This is a genomic window from Pseudoalteromonas sp. A601, assembly GCF_002165575.1.
GTDB lineage: Bacteria > Pseudomonadota > Gammaproteobacteria > Enterobacterales > Alteromonadaceae > Pseudoalteromonas.
Map to the genome: position 1 here is coordinate 70,373 of NZ_MXQF01000007.1, position 16,198 is coordinate 86,570.

11 protein-coding genes are annotated in these 16,198 nt (G+C 40.3%); 5 read left to right on the top strand and 6 right to left on the bottom strand.

The genetic code is table 11. The annotated features are described in order from the left end of the window. Positions 1 to 28 precede the first annotated feature (28 nt). On the bottom strand, positions 29 to 2,335 hold the full coding sequence (locus B5G52_RS07420) for a TonB-dependent siderophore receptor (RefSeq protein WP_087532020.1): 2,307 nt from the start codon (positions 2,333 to 2,335) through the stop codon (positions 29 to 31). 287 nt (positions 2,336 to 2,622) lie between these two features. Here B5G52_RS07420 and B5G52_RS07425 point away from each other — a divergent pair, with 287 nt between their 5' ends. The 4 genes from B5G52_RS07425 to B5G52_RS22040 all read left to right on the top strand — a co-directional run bounded on the left by B5G52_RS07425 (position 2,623) and on the right by B5G52_RS22040 (position 6,319). Continuing rightward, the gene (locus tag B5G52_RS07425) at positions 2,623 to 3,531 is read left to right on the top strand and encodes a GGDEF domain-containing protein (RefSeq protein WP_087532021.1); all 909 of its coding nucleotides are present in this window, start codon (positions 2,623 to 2,625) and stop codon (positions 3,529 to 3,531) included. After that, entirely contained in the window at positions 3,515 to 4,504 is a 990-nt protein-coding gene (locus tag B5G52_RS07430; protein ID WP_087532022.1) for an AraC family transcriptional regulator ligand-binding domain-containing protein, read from the top strand. The genes B5G52_RS07425 and B5G52_RS07430 overlap by 17 nt, the downstream gene beginning before the upstream one ends. Positions 4,505 to 4,566: 62 nt before the next feature. Then, a complete protein-coding gene (locus tag B5G52_RS07435; RefSeq protein WP_087532023.1) occupies positions 4,567 to 5,919 on the top strand; it encodes a magnesium transporter in 1,353 nt (450 codons plus the stop codon). A 241-nt stretch (positions 5,920 to 6,160) separates the two neighbouring features. Further along, positions 6,161 to 6,319 (top strand): hypothetical protein, encoded by a 159-nt coding sequence (locus B5G52_RS22040; protein ID WP_176372522.1) that lies wholly within the window; start codon positions 6,161 to 6,163, stop codon positions 6,317 to 6,319. A gap of 114 nt (positions 6,320 to 6,433) precedes the next feature. Here the strand turns inward: B5G52_RS22040 and B5G52_RS07440 are convergent, their stop codons facing one another. The 5 genes from B5G52_RS07440 to B5G52_RS07460 all read right to left on the bottom strand — a co-directional run bounded on the left by B5G52_RS07440 (position 6,434) and on the right by B5G52_RS07460 (position 15,233). Continuing rightward, positions 6,434 to 8,929, bottom strand: a complete 2,496-nt coding sequence (locus B5G52_RS07440; protein ID WP_087532024.1) for a TonB-dependent siderophore receptor — start codon at positions 8,927 to 8,929, stop codon at positions 6,434 to 6,436. Positions 8,930 to 9,101: 172 nt separating this feature from the next. Then, the gene (locus B5G52_RS07445) at positions 9,102 to 10,067 is read right to left on the bottom strand and encodes a GGDEF domain-containing protein (protein WP_254911170.1); all 966 of its coding nucleotides are present in this window, start codon (positions 10,065 to 10,067) and stop codon (positions 9,102 to 9,104) included. A 210-nt stretch (positions 10,068 to 10,277) separates the two neighbouring features. Next, positions 10,278 to 10,655 (bottom strand): DP-EP family protein, encoded by a 378-nt coding sequence (locus B5G52_RS07450; protein WP_087532025.1) that lies wholly within the window; start codon positions 10,653 to 10,655, stop codon positions 10,278 to 10,280. Between the two features lie 22 nt (positions 10,656 to 10,677). Beyond that, the gene (locus tag B5G52_RS07455) at positions 10,678 to 13,929 is read right to left on the bottom strand and encodes a winged helix-turn-helix domain-containing protein (protein ID WP_087532026.1); all 3,252 of its coding nucleotides are present in this window, start codon (positions 13,927 to 13,929) and stop codon (positions 10,678 to 10,680) included. A gap of 101 nt (positions 13,930 to 14,030) precedes the next feature. Continuing rightward, positions 14,031 to 15,233, bottom strand: a complete 1,203-nt coding sequence (locus tag B5G52_RS07460; protein WP_087532027.1) for an MFS transporter — start codon at positions 15,231 to 15,233, stop codon at positions 14,031 to 14,033. Between the two features lie 235 nt (positions 15,234 to 15,468). Between B5G52_RS07460 and B5G52_RS07465 the strand changes: the two genes are divergently transcribed. Continuing rightward, positions 15,469 to 16,185 (top strand): DUF1499 domain-containing protein, encoded by a 717-nt coding sequence (locus B5G52_RS07465; RefSeq protein ID WP_087532028.1) that lies wholly within the window; start codon positions 15,469 to 15,471, stop codon positions 16,183 to 16,185. Positions 16,186 to 16,198: the final 13 nt, after the last annotated feature.

Here is a 16,198-nt window from a genome sequence, read left to right on the forward strand (position 1 = left end):
TACGTGCCTAATATGATTATGGCTGTTATTAAAATGCGTAACGTAACATTAGCTGAATGACAGGACCTGCTTCTTCAGATTCAAGCTCGTACTCATCAAAGTCACGGCTGTTTTGGTCATCAAGTGAGTCAAACTTGTTGAAAACTTCATCTTTACTGGCATCAAGTAAGTTTGAACCAACTAGGCGAAGGGTTACGTCATCCCAGCGCTTTTCAACGAATAGCTCTAAGTCAGCACCGTAAGAGGTTGTTACTTCTTCACCCACAAAGCGTCCGTATGCATCACCTTGGTTGCGGTAAGTTGCACCAAATGATGCACGTAATGTTGGTAAATCTTGAATAAAGCCAATGTTATAAACATAATCAGATTGGTCGTTAAATTTACGCTTGCCAAAACTGTCTTCAACTTCACTGTCGAGCCAAGAGTAGTTTAAGAAGATACCGGTGTTAGGCATGTTTAATGCGCTAAGTGGGGTTGATAAATCAAACTCAATACCTTGAACTGTGCCATCGCCGGTATTTTGTGGTTGCAGTACAAATGTACCTTCGCCCTCAGAGCCTTCAACACCTGTACTGGCAATTTCGATTAAATCGCTAACGTCACGATAGAATACGTTCACACCGACAACACCACTTTTACCTAATCGGTATTCGTAGCCTAAATCGATACCCCAAGATGATTCTGGTTTAAGGTTTGGGTTACCTAAAAAGTCATTATCAGCGAGTTCTTCTTCAAGTAAGGCGGGTGTCATGTAGTCAAAGTCAGGGCGACGTAAGCTACGTGCAACAGAGGCACTCACCCGACCATTATCACTTACGCTGTAACGAAAGTGAGCCGACGGTAAGAAAAAGTCATAATCATTTTCGGCTGTTACGCCCTCATTGGTATCGTTAATGCTTGAGTCAGTTGACTCCCAACGCACACCCATTTCCCATGAGAACACATCAGCTTCGTGTTTAATGAGTGCAAATAAATCAAAGCGGTCTTCTTCAAGCGTATTAACGCCTCCGTCTACTGCTTCAAACTCGTTATTGAATACAGCGAGTGACATAGGTGTCTGGTAAAATTGGTCCCAGCTAGTAAGTGTTTGCTCACTCTCATCTTCAGCTTCAAAAATTGCGGTGTCACGTTCTTTACCTTGTACAAAAGCACCAAACTGAATTTCTTTTGAATCACCGACTAGTAAACTGTGCTGCCATTGTAATGACCACTCTTTATCATCGATATCAACGGTTTCTTCTGCTTCTTCAAAAACCATGGGTAGTTCGGATGTATCAAGCTCAACTTCTTGCTCGTAAACGGACTCTTCAAAGCTTGCATAGCCTACTTTGAACTTACTGGTACCGCCCAATAACGGTAATTCATAACCTGAGTTAATGTTGTAGTTAGTTTGGTCAATAAACGAAACGTTTGCGTTATCAGAAAGTAAATTACCGCCTTCTACAACCGATCCTGACGTGGCCGTTGCGTCGTCATACTCAAAAGAGCGTTCGTCTTCGGTACGGTCGGTATCAACCCACATGGCGCTAATATCAAATTTGCCGCCATTATCAAATACTTTTTCAAAGCTGGCATTGAGTGATGTGTCATCACCATCTCGGGTATCAGATTGATCTTCACGGTTATCAAAATCATCTGTAGCGTAATTAGGGTTATTTTCAGGGCTATCGCCATAACGGATGCTTGATTTTTGTTTTGGGTTATAACGACCTTGTAAATTAGCACCTAATAGTAAACGGCCACCTGCAAACTCAGTACCGTAAACACCGGCAAAGCTTTCTTTTAGCTCACCGTCATCATAGCGTAAGCCACCTGCGCGAATGTAACCACCGTCTAAGCTGTAGCCATCGCGAAGTACAATGTTAAGGGTACCCGCTATTGCATCGGCAGAGCGGTTGGCACTTGATGAACGAATAATTTCTACACGCTCAATTAATTCTGCTGGAATACGGTCTACAAAAAATGAGCGATCAGCGCCAGCACCTGGCACTTCCTCGCCATTGATAAGTACTTTTGTGTAAGCAGGGCTTAAACCGCGCATACGTGCGCCGTCAGACTCAAGTACGTCAGATAAAAAAGTAACACTAGGAACACGCTTTAATGCATCGCCCGCTGTGAGAGGTTCAAAACGTTGAAAATACTCTTGTGAATATTCAAGTGTTGGTGCTAATTCTTGCGAGCGGTTGCGATAACCAATCTCACCATATACAACAAGCTCTTCAGAGACTTTTACTTCAGGCTCTGATAGCGATGTTTGCTCTTGTGCATTCACGCTAACACTAAATTGACTCAGTGCTAATGCCGTTACAACAGCATTTAATTTAAATTGTTTCATTGATTTGCTCCGGTTGTCCTTGGTTTGGTGAGCAAACTAAAAAAAGTTAATGACGCTAATGTGACAGTTTCATCGTTAATGAGTGAAAAAATCTTTATTTACAGGCTTTCTAATACCTATTTGAGCTTTTAAAACAGCGCTGAAGGTCGCTAAAAATGGCTGTTGCGAGATAATTTATTTATAAACTTTAATCTGAATGTCATATCAATGAGCCAAAATGACCCTGACGTATAAAATGATCCCGCGCTAGCATATGGATCAAACCAAGCTTAAGAAGATTCAATATCATGCGATATAACCCATTTACCAGCCATGTAAAATTAACTAATACGATTATTTTATTCTTGGTTATTGCTGTAGCAATATGCGCTTACTTTGGCGAACTTAAGCAATGGCAAGAAATTGCATGGCTCGATATTGTCGGTGAAGGCGGTATTGTGTTGATGACCCTAAGCTGGATAATCGCTTTACTTATCTCACGCCCGCCAGGCAAAGTAACTACCTTATTAGTGCTGGGTTTAGGTTTGTTTATGTTTTCAGCCACGCTTGATTTACTCGATGAGTGGTTAAAACAACCTTCGCAATTATGGCTCACTTGGTTTGAATCATTACCAGCACCATTTGGTATGTCGCTAACCAGTGTTGGGCTTTATTATTGGCATCAAGAGCAGTTTGTTTTAAATTGTCAATTACGTCGACGTGAAGCACATTTAAGAGAGCATGAAAAAGTCTGCCCTGTAACAGGGTTATATCGAGTTAACTATTTACATTCGCTAATACAGCAACGCCAAAGTGAACAACAAGCAGCCACCTTAGGCATTATTGATATTCGAGACTTTGCAAAGTTTAATGCGCAGTTTGGTTTTAGTGAAGGTGATAGGTTACTACGAGAAATTAGTGACTTATTAGTAATGAATTGCCGTTTGAATGATGTGCTTTGTCGCTATGCGGGAGATTGTTTTGTTGTGCTTATACCGGGTACAAGTCAAAGCCAAGCAAAAGAATTATTAGCGCAAATGAAAGCGGCGCTTAACCATTGTGCGTTTAAAGTCGCAAAAAGCAAAGGTGCACAGTTTCAGCATATTTTAACTGCCACAATGGCTATGGATTTAGCGCAAGACCCAGTGCAGCAAACCAGCCAACTACATCAACAATTACAACAACAAAAGGCGCTTGCAGGTGCAGCAGTATATTAGCCTAGATGATAAGTACATCAGTGCTGAAGGTATTATCACTGCGCTGGTGGAGCTTGCTCAAGGACGTGGGATCCCGCTACATAAGTTGCTCCGTGGTACGGGTATTTTTGAGCAAGACTTGTATGATTTATCACAGCGCTTTAGTTTGTCGCAGCTACTGGCATTAATTAGCCAGTTTAAAACCTTAATGAAAAGTAACGACAGTGGCTTTTTACTTGGTCATCAATTAGTTAATGACTTTAGCCCTGCAATGCAAAGTGTTCAGCTAAGCCCTACGCTAGGTGAGTCTTTAAAACAATTACACCTAATTCGCGCCACGCTTGCGCCTTTATTTTTTACTCGCCAGCATATTTTTCACGATGATTTTTATCTGTACTTACAGCCAAGTGTTGGTATGGACGAGTCATTAAAAAATTATTGCTTTGAAATTTACAGCGTTGCGTTTATGAGTTTACTCAAAAGAGTTAGCAATCACTATCCGCACTGTTATTTTGACTTTACCTGTAAACGCCCGCGGCATATTCAAGAATATGAGCAACATTTAGGTTTACGGGTACGGTTTGAGCAACCGTTTACTCGCTGGCATTTAAATAAACAGTTATTGAAGTGCCCAAACCCAGAATCAAGCACGTTGCGCTGGCAGCAGTGTTTAGCTCAAGTGCAGGGGGGAGCGGTGACGTTTGTCGAGGCTGTGTGCCAACGAATTCATCAAAATAAAAATAATAGCCTAGTTAGTAGCGCAGAATACTTTGCAATGAGCCCAGCTACGTTTAAACGTAAGTTAAAACAACACGGTATGAGTTATTCACAATTACAAGATGAGCAAAATAAACTCAAAGCTCTGCATTTACTGGGGGTTTGCCAGCAAGGTAATGAGCAAGTCGCAGAGCGCTTAGCATTTTATGATATTCCCAATTTTCGCCGCGCTTTTAAGCGTTGGACCGGCATTACACCGAGTCAGTTAAAAATATAATAGCTAATTTTAGTCACCCTAAGTTAGACTCATGTTATTACAATCTTTTACCGAGTTTTAATATGATTGAGTACCCAGTTGATCAACTCCCTCAGCTTATTGATGAGCTATTACAGTGCGACACCACAGCACGAAAAAACAAATTATTAGCTGATGCTAAAGAAAAACTCTCCACTGAGCATTTGTCGCTATTATTCGAAGCCTTGCCAAAAGAGCAGCGCTTGGAGGTGTGGGAATTACTTGATGAAGACACCCAGCACGAAATATTTATAAATCTAGGCGGTGATAGTTGTCGGTGGCTCTTACAAACCTTAGATGAAACACAAGGCTTTAAGTTATTAGACGAAGTAAGCGTTGCAGAGCTGCTTGAGCTAGAAGAGTTTATTCCTGAGCGTTTTATAGCATATGCTCGCCAGCAACTTGATGAAGTACAAACTAAACAATATGAGTTAGCGCAGCAGTTTGATCCAGAACAGCTGGGCCACTGGCTTGATTTTGACGCTTTAAAGGTGTCAGAAAAGCTGACCGTTGGTGGCGCACAAAAAATCTTACACAAAGGGCTGCCACAGTTTACCGAAGTGATTTATTTAGTTAGTCGAAAAGGCACGCTTATTGGAGAAGTCAGTGTAAATAACTTATTAAAAGCCGCAGAATCAGCTTCATTGTTAGAGTATGCCAATTTAGATGTAGCTTCACTGCATGCTGATGACGACTTATATGAAGCAGCTGAAGTGGTGATCCACAGTGAAGCTATGGCAATGCCGGTGGTAGATGCTGAAAACAAATTACTTGGCCGTTTAAAAATATCCTCTGCTTACGAATTACGCCAAGAAGTGACCGATGAAGCGGCTGCTAAAGCGGGTGGTTTACGTGAGGATGAGGACTTGTTCTCAAGCGTTGCAAAATCAGCTAAAAACCGTGGTATTTGGTTGGGTATTAATCTAGCAACCGCCTTTTTGGCTTCGTGGTTTATCGGCTTGTTTGGCGCCACTATTGAGCAAGTTGTTGCTCTAGCTGTGTTAATGCCTGTGGTAGCGTCAATGGGCGGTATTGCAGGTAGCCAAACGCTTACCGTGATAGTACGAGGCTTAGCGCTGGGACAAGTAACAGATTCGAATCGTAAAGCATTGCTGAAAAAAGAATTACGGGTAGGGGCCGTCAATGGTTGTGTATGGGCTATTGTTATAGGTGTACTCACTAACCTTTGGTTTAATGATGTTATGCTCAGTATTACTATTACGGTCGCAATACTGTTGAATTTAGTGGCCGCGTCGCTTTCGGGGGTTATTATACCGTCAATTTTAGACAAAATGAAAATAGATCCTGCTTTGTCTGGATCTGTTATTCTAACCACTGTCACTGATATTGTTGGCTTTGTGACCTTTTTAGGGTTGGGTAGTTTGTTACTTCTTTAAAAGGTGGCTAGATTTATTCACTAAATTGAGTTTGAAGTGGGTACGGAAATAGCGAAAGGGTTAGCACTTTTTTGCATTATTTTTGTGAAATGGTTATGTCCATCAGCTTATCTGATTTCAGTTTTATTTCTGCTTTATGAATTTTTCGTGAATAAGTGGTCGCAGGCTATTAACTACTACTTTTTTATAATATTGTGGCTTTCTCTGCAACCAGAGATTCATCAATTTTAAAGGAAAAATAATGTCAAAAAAGCCAGCTAAAGCTAAGAAAAGTGACGCAAAACTTGCTAAAAAAGAAGTAAAATCAATCAAAAAAGAAATCAGTGCACGTAAAGAAAAAGTTGCTAAGCAAAAAGCAAAAATCGGTAAGCTTAAAAAAGCACTTAAGAAGTCAGCTTAATTTTAAGTGGCAGCAGAAACGCTGTTTAGTGCTCGACAATGATGATAAAGCTATCACCATTGTCGGCATCTCCTTCCTTAACTAATTTTTATAGAAGCTACTCTTTAACCATAGTTAAAAGCTATAAGTGATATTGCCGTAAATAAAACGGCCATCTAGGCTATATGGTGTAAACGGGCTATAGCTAAATATTTGATTAAAATCACTAAAGCCAATATTACTCACAGTATCTTGTGGATATTGGTCAAATAAGTTGTTCGCACCGACTGCCACTTTCCATTGCTCAGATGGGCGATACGCCACTTCAAGATCAGTGATCCATTTTGCTGCAATGACTTCATCGCCTTCAGGCGTACTTGAAGTATCCGTGACTTCGCCGTAGCGAGTTGCGCGTAATGTTGTTTGAAAATCAGCGAAATCCCACGTTGCTGATAGATTCCATTTATCGGCTGGGGTGCCTTCTTCAAAGCGCGTGATTTCACGACGAGCAAAATACTCGTAGTCATCGCCCAGTGCTTCAAGTTCTGGTGGGTTTTCTTTTACATGAGTCACTTCGGTATCATTAAAGTTCACAGCAGCGCTTAAGCGTAAATCACCATAATTTTCTAAATTTAACGAGTAGGTTGCCACAATATCAACCCCTTGCGTGCGTGAGTCAATTGCATTAGTGAAGTAACGAACGCTTTGCGTGTTTAGCTCGCCTGACTGAGCTAAAATTTCTTCAACTTCAGTCCCTTGTAGATTTTCAGATAACACAATTCGATCATCAATTTCAATACGGTATGCATCAAGCGTTAGGCTTAAATTACCTCGAGTAAAGATAAATCCAGCTGTCATATTCACCGACTCTTCAGCATCAAGATCGCGGGCACCAAGCGCTATTGCTGCTGGCTCATCTACTGGGAATAAGCCAACTTCACTAGGAACACCGTTTTCAAATACCGTGCTCACAGATTTATAACTAGTTTGTGCAAGCGAAGGAGCTCTAAAACCTGTACTAATTGCGCCACGAAGCGATAATGACTCGTTAATGCTATAGCGTGATGCAAGTTTTGAGGTAAAGGTACTGCCAAAATCGCTGTAATCTTCAAAGCGCCCAGCTAATACAAGATTCCAATCTTCAGTTAAATAAGTATCAAACTCAGCAAATACAGCTATATTATAACGGCTTCTATCAGTGGTGTTCTGTGGTGAAAAACCGGCTAATACTTGTGCTCCGCCAGCAGCAATCGGATCACCGTTGTCATCAAGTACAGTAATATAAGAAGCTTCTTCACCGGCTTTTATTTGATATCTCTCGTGGCGGTACTCAGCCCCAATAGTAACAAACACATCATCAGGTAAGCCAAAGTCAAAACTGTTGTTTGCATCCATGTTTACTAGGTATTGTTCGTAAACTAATGCTCCGTTATCAAACTCGGTAGGGCTATCTATGCCCATTGAGGTATTTATACTGTTACTTACGCCTAAACCAAAGTCATTTAAACCATAGTTAGTACTTACATCCCATGCCCAGTCTTTGGTTTCGCCATTCAGGCCAATAGCAAATGAGTAGTCGTCTACGTCAGTATCAATTTGTGGTAAAAAGCCGTCAGGGTAAACCTCAGGTAAATTACGTATGTCGCTCGCACGGCGATAAAAACCAGCTGAGTTACCTTTACGATTTGAATAGCTAGCAAATGAATACAGTGACAGCGAATTGTCAAAATCGTAGCCTAGGTTGTAAAACAGGGTGATGTCTTCAATATCGGCTTTACCAAAACGGTGGTTATAGCGGTCAAAGTCAAATTCACGTGAGTCTAAAGCATCATTTGCATCGCGGCTGTATTGCTCACGTTCGTCTATACCAGAACGATTGGTCGGTTCATTATTACGCGATTCAATAGATATATTAATAAAGCCGTTATCAGCCAACGAAAAGCCAGCATTAGCACTAGCAGTACGTGAAATACCATCTTTTAGTTTACGGTCGCTGCCTTTGGTAAAGCTTAACCCGCCAGCTTGGTCAGCGCTGGTGCCTAACAATTGGGGGGAGCCTGCCATTTGTGTGTTGTACTGGCCAAAGGTGTAACTAACGGTTCCACCGTCATCGGCATCCTTAAGGATGATGTTGATCACCCCTGCAATGGCGTCAGAACCATATTGCGCAGCTGCACCATCGCGTAGTACTTCAACGCGCTTGATAGCTGAGGTTGGAATATTATTTAAATCGACTGCAGTTGAGCCACGCCCTACAGTGCCACCTAAATTTAATAATGCACCTGAATGACGGCGTTTACCGTTGACCAACACTAGAGTGTGATCTGGCGCGAGGCCACGAAGCACTGCAGGTTTTGCATGATCAGTGCCATCAGCAAGGGTAGCACTTGGGTAATTAAAGCTCGGTAATTGTGCGGCAAGAACTTGGCTGATTTCTAGCTGACCTGTTGTTGCAAGGTCGCGGCTTGTTAATAAATCTACAGGCACTGTGCTTTGGGCAATACTGCGTAAGCTACGGCGTGTACCAGTGACTGAAATAACTTCAACCTCTTGTGCTGTTGTATCCACTATCTGTTCAGCAGCGATTGCAGTCACTGAAGCCCCAAGTGTAGTTGCAATGGCGAGTTGCAATGGCGAGTTGCAAAGGTAATTTCTTAAAAAATGTCATAGTTGATCCCATCTGACTATCGTGTTTTAGCGCAGTCTATATAGCCAATTAGGAACAAACAAATAACATTAAAGTATAGTATATGTGTAACGAGTACGACTTGTTAACCTATTTTTTATAATGTTAAGCAGGTGTTTACGCACTGACAATTATTTTATTTCTGCCGTCGGTCTTAGCTCTATATAAAGCGGTGTCGGCTGCGCAGATTAATGCTTCATAGGTGCGGTATTGGTTATTGTTTTCGCAGGCAATACCTTGGCTAACGCTAATTTTAACGCCTGGCGGTAGGCCAATATCGGTAAAGGTCATGGTGTTTATTTGTTGCTGTATATGTTTTGCCACTACGTTTGCGCTTTCACGGTTACAGCGTGGCAATATCACTGCAAACTCTTCACCGCCGTATCGCGCTGCCAAACAATCTCTTGAAGGAGCGCAATCTAGTATAACTTTGGCTATTTTTTGCAGGCATTTATCACCTTTAATATGGCCATAGGTATCATTGAATTTTTTAAAGTGATCCACATCAATGAGTATACTGCTTAATGCTTGTTTACTTTGGATGCTTTCTTGCCAGTATTTTTCTAATGACTCATCGAGCGTTAACCTGTTTGCTAAACCAGTTAAATGATCGGTCGATGCCTGTATTTTTAATTTATTATACATAGCTTTATGTGAGCTAATATCATGCAAAATACATAAATAGAGTTTTTGTGCGTTCGCTATGCTATTTGGAATACTTGAAATAGATAAGTCGGCTTCAATAATATTGCCATCAGATTTAGCTATTTTTACTTCGTTTGGGCCAAAGTTAAGGCGAGTGTCTTTAATATCTAGCCAATTTAATAATGTATACATGTATTTGTCACGATCAGTATTATATAAAAAGTCTAATATACTTTTACCAATTAACGCTTGTTGTGAGTCCCCCAATAATTGAGCGGCTACTGGGTTTACAAATTCAAAATTACCATGTTGGTCGATTACAAACATGCCCTCAGCTGTGCCGTTAAACAATTCAATTAAAGAACCAAATTGCAGATGAGACAAAGAGGTAGACAGGCTATTTCCAACTTGCTCTGTTTGTACATGTGTAGCCAACAGTTGGCTGTTATTATTAGTTTGGTTAGACACGTTAATTCCTTTACGCTTTACTATACGTTTTTGGTGTCTACTAATTTATGAAAAAAACAGCAAATATACCTTCTGGTAACCTTCTGATTTTAAATTGTTGATTTTAATGTTTTTATAAATATTCACAGGTTCTTAAAAAACCTGTGAACTATATAAACTTAGTGAGTACTAGCGCCTTAATTAAACCTCTTCTTCATTTTTAACTTGAGGATCGCGGCTTTTATAGCTCTTTCCGTTGCACTCTACGATGAAAATCATACACACTACACCAGTATTTTTATCTGTATCAGCAATATGTATTGACTGGCCGTTCTCAATCAAAGAGAAACTAAAATCTTGAGCGCAGTCGCCTTCAACATTTGTAAAGCTTGCTTCTGTAAATACAAAACCTTGCTCAATTGTTGCATCATCTAACGTGTAAACCCCTAGGCTGTTTCTTTCGTTAACTGTACCACCGCCAGATACTTTTTGAGCATTTTTATAATAAGTAAATACCGCTTCATTATTACTATCTAATTTAATGCTTACCGTAAAGTTATAGGTTTTATTCTCGCTCATGTTACTTCCTTTTTAATTTGGTTTATAATGTGAAATCACTAATTCCTAAATCAATAAGTTTGTTTTTTAGTGTGTCTAGTTTACTTGCTTTATTTAAACAGCTGTATGCCTGAATGAGAGGGTGAATTTTATTTATACTTTTACTGCCATGATTTTTTTCAATGCTCGTATTTATAATTTTATTGCATGCTGCCAGTTTCTCTAATTTATTGCTAGCAAGTTTTGCTTTTATTATATTTATTCTTAAAAAGTTTAAATAGTTTTCAGCTTTGCTCATGTCATTAATTTTCTCTTTAAAATCGGAACTACTTTCAAGCTTGGCTAAAAGCTCTTTCGCTTCATCAAAATATTTACGATTAATAAAGTAGTGAACTAGGCTAAGTTGGATGTTGATAATACTTGTGTTTGAAAACCCCTGCTGATTGACATAACCTATAATTTCTTCGAGTCTGTTACTCGTTTTGTCGTTATCTAACAGCATCAACTGATATGCAAGAGACCGATAGTACTTTCGTATGAAGTTTTGATTTTCTGGATCTTGAGCTTTTGCTTGCTCTATTGCATCCGTTGCTTTCACTGCTTTTATATAGGCGTTATTCTTTTGCGGGAAATAACTTAAAAGGTAGCTTTGTTGCATATATGTATTTGAAATATCATTTAGTAGGCTTGCATCATCTGGCTTTATAGCTAATAAGGTATTTAGCTGAGCTATTGCTTGATCAAGCATATTAAATGCTGCGTTAAAATCACCTAAATTTTCTTCTGTTTTTGCAAGCCAGCTGATGGTGTCGGCTTTGTCGCGCAATAAGTTTTTATTGTTTGGCTTTAGTTTAAGGGCTTTGTTTTTAAGGGCGAGCGACTCTGTAAAGCTTTGTTTTGCTGCGTTATAGTTAAATTGCTTTAAATACAATGACCCCAGTGAATTATGTGAGTACGATAGCTCCATAATGGAGTTAAAGTCATTCGGTGCTAACGAATACATGGTTTCACTATAAGCGTGGTATTTTTTAAATAATGGCTCAGTGGCGGCGTAGTCACTGTTATCATAATTAAGTTGACCCAACCAAAAGGCATTAGCTCCTGCAAGCGTGAGTATCTCTATGTTGTTTGGTTGGGTTTTTAATAATGCCTCAAGACGAGTGCGGGCGTTTTCAAAGGCGGTAAAGGCTTCGTCTGTTTTACCGCGGGAATAGGCCACTTCTCCCATAGCCTCAAGGGTTTGTGCATATTGAAAGCGGTTGTTAAAGTCTGTTTTTTGGTCGGTAAAACTAAACAGAGAACTGGACTCTTCGGCTTGATTGGTAAAGTATTCAAGTGCTTTATTGCTTATGCCATCAAGTAAATCCATACGTTTTACACTACGCAGTTTATCGGCAAATTCACCTACCATAAAGCCGAGTAAGCTCTCTGCTTCTAGTCGTTTTTGTTGGGCTACTTGCTCAGCGTGGTAGCTGCGGACACTCATCGTAATGGCAATGACACTGATAACAAAAAACACCCCAGTGGTTAATTGTAGTAAGCGTTTATTACGTTTTGCTTTTTTGTTTGAGGCTTTAAGCAGAGCAGCTTCAGAGTTTGATATTTTAAACAGTGGGCTATTAGCAATACTTTGCGCTTCTTGCAGTGGTTTACCTTGAGCTAATAAAAAGTCAGGGTGTTTTTGCTCGTTTAGCCAGCGCTCAGCAGCGTGTTGCAATCGGCTTTTTATCGCAAGGCTTTCTTGGTGCTCGCTTATCCAACTAATAGCACGTTGCCAATGACGCAGTAATGCTTCATGCGCTAAGCTAAAGCAGGCTTGCTCATTTTTAAGATGTGATACAAATAAGCGGCTGTCGACCATCGCTTGTACTAGCTGGGTTTGCGCTGGATTGCTTAGCTCATCCCAACGTGCAGCGCGGCTGGTCAGGGTTTCACCATCTGCGTTTAAGGTAATTAATCTTGATAGTATTAAACCCAGCTCGGCTTGTTGTGGTTTGGGTAATTGCGTAAATACTTGTTCGGCTTTTTGGCCAATAGCGCCTTCAATACCGCCTAATGCTTGGTAGTGTGAAACTAATAATTCATCGTTGTCACTACGCTGTAAATACAATTGTTGCAAGGTGTATTGCAACATGGGTAGGGCATCTGGGTTATTAATGGTGTCGTTACAGAGTATTTCATCCAGTGGTGTTTGGTGTTCAGGATCAAGCTGCCATTTAAGGCCAGCAGCTAAAGCTGGAAGGCGTATCATCTGTTTGAGTTCAGCGCGCGTTGGCGCAAGTAAATCAAAATGAGCACCATTGGCTTTGCCTGCCATTAAGCTTGGCTCGTTGACAATATGGGGATAGAAGTCATTACGGCAAGCACTAAAAATTATCATGCAATCGCTGCTAGCAAATAACTCAATTAAGGCGAGAAATTGACTGCGCTCTTGCTCGCTAAATAACGCTGATGAGAGTAATACTTCAAGGCGGTCAATAAATAAAAACAAGTAGGGTTTTACTTGGTTTGCTTGTTGCTTTAGTGATTTTTTACATAGTTCAATTACTTGCTCTGGTGATGTTAACAGCAACTCGCATAGCGCATCTGCACTAATATCGTTGAAAACAGGGGTATGGTTAATTTCTAAATCAAGTAAGGTCGAGGCTAAATCAAGAAACAATCGCTCTTTGTTAATATCGGCAAAATCGAGCTGACAGTATGATTCAACCCGAAAACCATCGTAGCCGGCGCCACTCATTAATGCTGGTAAAACACCGGCGTTGACTAATGATGATTTACCAGAGCCACTTGAGCCAAGTAATAAACAAAACGCGCGGCCATAACTAATTTGTGCTGAAACACGTTGTAGCAAGGTGGAAATTTGTTTGGAACGACCAAAAAAAACATTGGCTTGCTCGGGTGAAAAAGCGCTTAGGCCAACAAAGGGCGAGTCACCTTGCCAGGTTGTATTATTTGCTTTTTGCTCGTCATCAAGGGTGAACCTAATAGGAGCAATAACACGATAACCACGTTTACGAATGGTTTCAATGTACTTAGGGTCGCTCGCTTTATCATTAAAGGCTTTACGTAATTGAGTGATAACTTTGTGTAACGGGTTGTCACCTACAGCAATATTTTGCCAACAATGATTTATTATTTCGTCACTGGAGAGTAGTTCACCTTGCTTTTCACAAAGTAATAACAGCACATCCATTGCTTTGGGTTCTAGTTGCTTGACGTTATCGCCCAAGCGAAGGGTGTTTGTTGCTGGCGTTACTTGCCAATCACCAACAAAAAAGATAGATGTGCTCATGCTTTGCTCATTATTGTTATTTAAGCAGTATTTACTCTATTAGCATCCTACTGCAAGAGTAAATTTAATACAATATTATGAGGTTCATGAGGCTGACAAGATTAAACAGTAGCCGTTAAAGCTTTATTTTTGCCCATCTGCATGGCACTTATAAGCCACATTATTAAACCACCAGCAAATAAAGCAGCTGCAACGTAGCCGGTTTGATTGGGTAGAGCACCATTTGCTATAACTAGCCCACCAACCCAAGGGCCAATCGCATTTGCAACATTAAATGCGCATTGCACTAATGCTCCTATCATGGCATGGCCGTTTGGTGACACATCCATTAGCATAGTTTGAATAACGGTACCTAGACCTACGCTACAGCCAATAAAGAAGATAACTACATACATGAGCCAAATATGCTCACTTGCACTGACGTACATAGCTGCAAAGGCAATAGCGCTTAATAGTGCTATGCCTGTTGTATATAACGGTGAGTGATCTGCCGCTTTACCGAGTATGTAGTTACCCAATGTGCAGCCAATACCAAACATAATCATAGCAATAGAAATAGTATAAGCTGGGGTGTGTGTAACTTGTAAAATTGTATCGGCTATATATGTGTATATGCAAAATACACCACCAAAGCCAATAATTATGATGCCTAAAATAGACCAGACTAATTTATTTTTAAGTACGCTTACTTCACCTTTTATATTTGATGCTTGTTGATTGTCTTTATTTGGCACTACTTTATAAACCAAAAAGAATGCGATAAAAGCCAGTATGGCTGCACCAGCAAGGCAATAACGCCAGCTAAAATTTTGCCCGATTAAGGTAACTACGGGTACACCCACAATGGTTGCGACGGTCAGGCCCATAAATACTTTAGACATAAAGCTTGCTCGTTTACCTGATGGGGCAATGTCTGCTGCCAGCAATATAGCAGCGCCAAAATAAGCGCCGTGGGGTAACCCACTTAAAAACCGAAACAGTACTAATTGCTGTAATGATGTTGCAATAGCACTTAGACCATTAGCTACACACATCATAGCTAAAAAAATTAACAAAGCTTTACGCTTACGCATATTAGCCGTACTGAGCATTAATATAGGTGCGCCAACCACCACACCTAATGCATAGGCGCTTATCGCAAAGCCGGATTGCGCAGGTGTTGATGCAAATGTTTCGCTGATCAACGGGAGCATCGGCATCATAGAAAATTCAGAAAGACCTAAAATAAATGTGCCAAGTGCCAGCACCAATAAAATAGCAGAAGTACTTAGCGCATTGTTAACAGCGCTAGGTTGTAAAGACATAATTAACCCTTGTAGATAGAAGCATAAAGAATATGAGAGAAGAACAAACTATGTTAAAGCTCTGAACCAGTAATGCAGAATACGTAATATTGGTATACTTTAATTTTATTAGGAACGTTCCAATAAGTGTGATTTTACAGCTCGATATTTAATAATCAATGATTAATTTGATCTATTAGCAAGTAAATAAGGTATTGTGTGGGTCAAGTTTAAATAAATATTGCGGAGCAGTAAGATGAAAAAATTAAGTAGTATAGTATGCCTATTAGCTATTTTGCTTGTGGTACTTCCTGGGCCTTTGTATAAATGGCAATTAATTGAGCTTAGTACCGCTTTTACCGGCATTCGCTATGGTGTATTTGCTGCAATTGCAGGGCTTATTCTACTTGTTGTTCAAGCTGGTTTTTTTCGTAAAAGCACATATTGGCCATTATTTGCTATAAGTGCAGTACTTGCTATTGTTGCTGTGGCTATGCCTCTTAGTATTATGAGTAAAGCTAAAAGTGTACCGCCTATTCATGATATTTCGACCGATGTAGTTACCCCACCTGAATTTGTTGCTATAGCAAAATTACGAGCCGATGCTCCTAATCCGGTTGAGTACGCAGGACCAGAAACTGCCGCGCAGCAGCTTAAAGCCTACCCAGACCTAACTACATTAAGATTTAAAGAGAATACAAAACATGTGATCCGTGTTTCTATTGACTCGGTAAAAAGCTTAGGTTGGGAGCTAGTCAGTGCTGATATTGAAAACGGAATTATTGAAGCCACAGATACGACCATGTGGTTTGGCTTTAAGGATGACGTTGTTATCCGAGTGATTGCTAAAGGTGATGGTAGTGAGCTAGATATCCGCAGTAAGTCACGAGTAGGTAAAAGTGATTTAGGTAAAAATGCTGAGCGTATAAATCAATTTATTGCGCAATTAAACACAGAGCTTAGTCAACTTTAATCACCTCAGGCCT

Coding starts and splice junctions, on each gene's coding strand:
- B5G52_RS07425 (WP_087532021.1), top strand. CDS start 2,623: ATGCGATATAACCCATTTACCAGCCATGTAAAATTAACTAATACGATT.
- B5G52_RS07420 (WP_087532020.1), bottom strand. CDS start 2,335: ATGAAACAATTTAAATTAAATGCTGTTGTAACGGCATTAGCACTGAGT.
- B5G52_RS07460 (WP_087532027.1), bottom strand. CDS start 15,233: ATGTCTTTACAACCTAGCGCTGTTAACAATGCGCTAAGTACTTCTGCT.
- B5G52_RS07435 (WP_087532023.1), top strand. CDS start 4,567: ATGATTGAGTACCCAGTTGATCAACTCCCTCAGCTTATTGATGAGCTA.
- B5G52_RS07465 (WP_087532028.1), top strand. CDS start 15,469: ATGAAAAAATTAAGTAGTATAGTATGCCTATTAGCTATTTTGCTTGTG.
- B5G52_RS22040 (WP_176372522.1), top strand. CDS start 6,161: ATGTCAAAAAAGCCAGCTAAAGCTAAGAAAAGTGACGCAAAACTTGCT.
- B5G52_RS07455 (WP_087532026.1), bottom strand. CDS start 13,929: ATGAGCACATCTATCTTTTTTGTTGGTGATTGGCAAGTAACGCCAGCA.
- B5G52_RS07450 (WP_087532025.1), bottom strand. CDS start 10,655: ATGAGCGAGAATAAAACCTATAACTTTACGGTAAGCATTAAATTAGAT.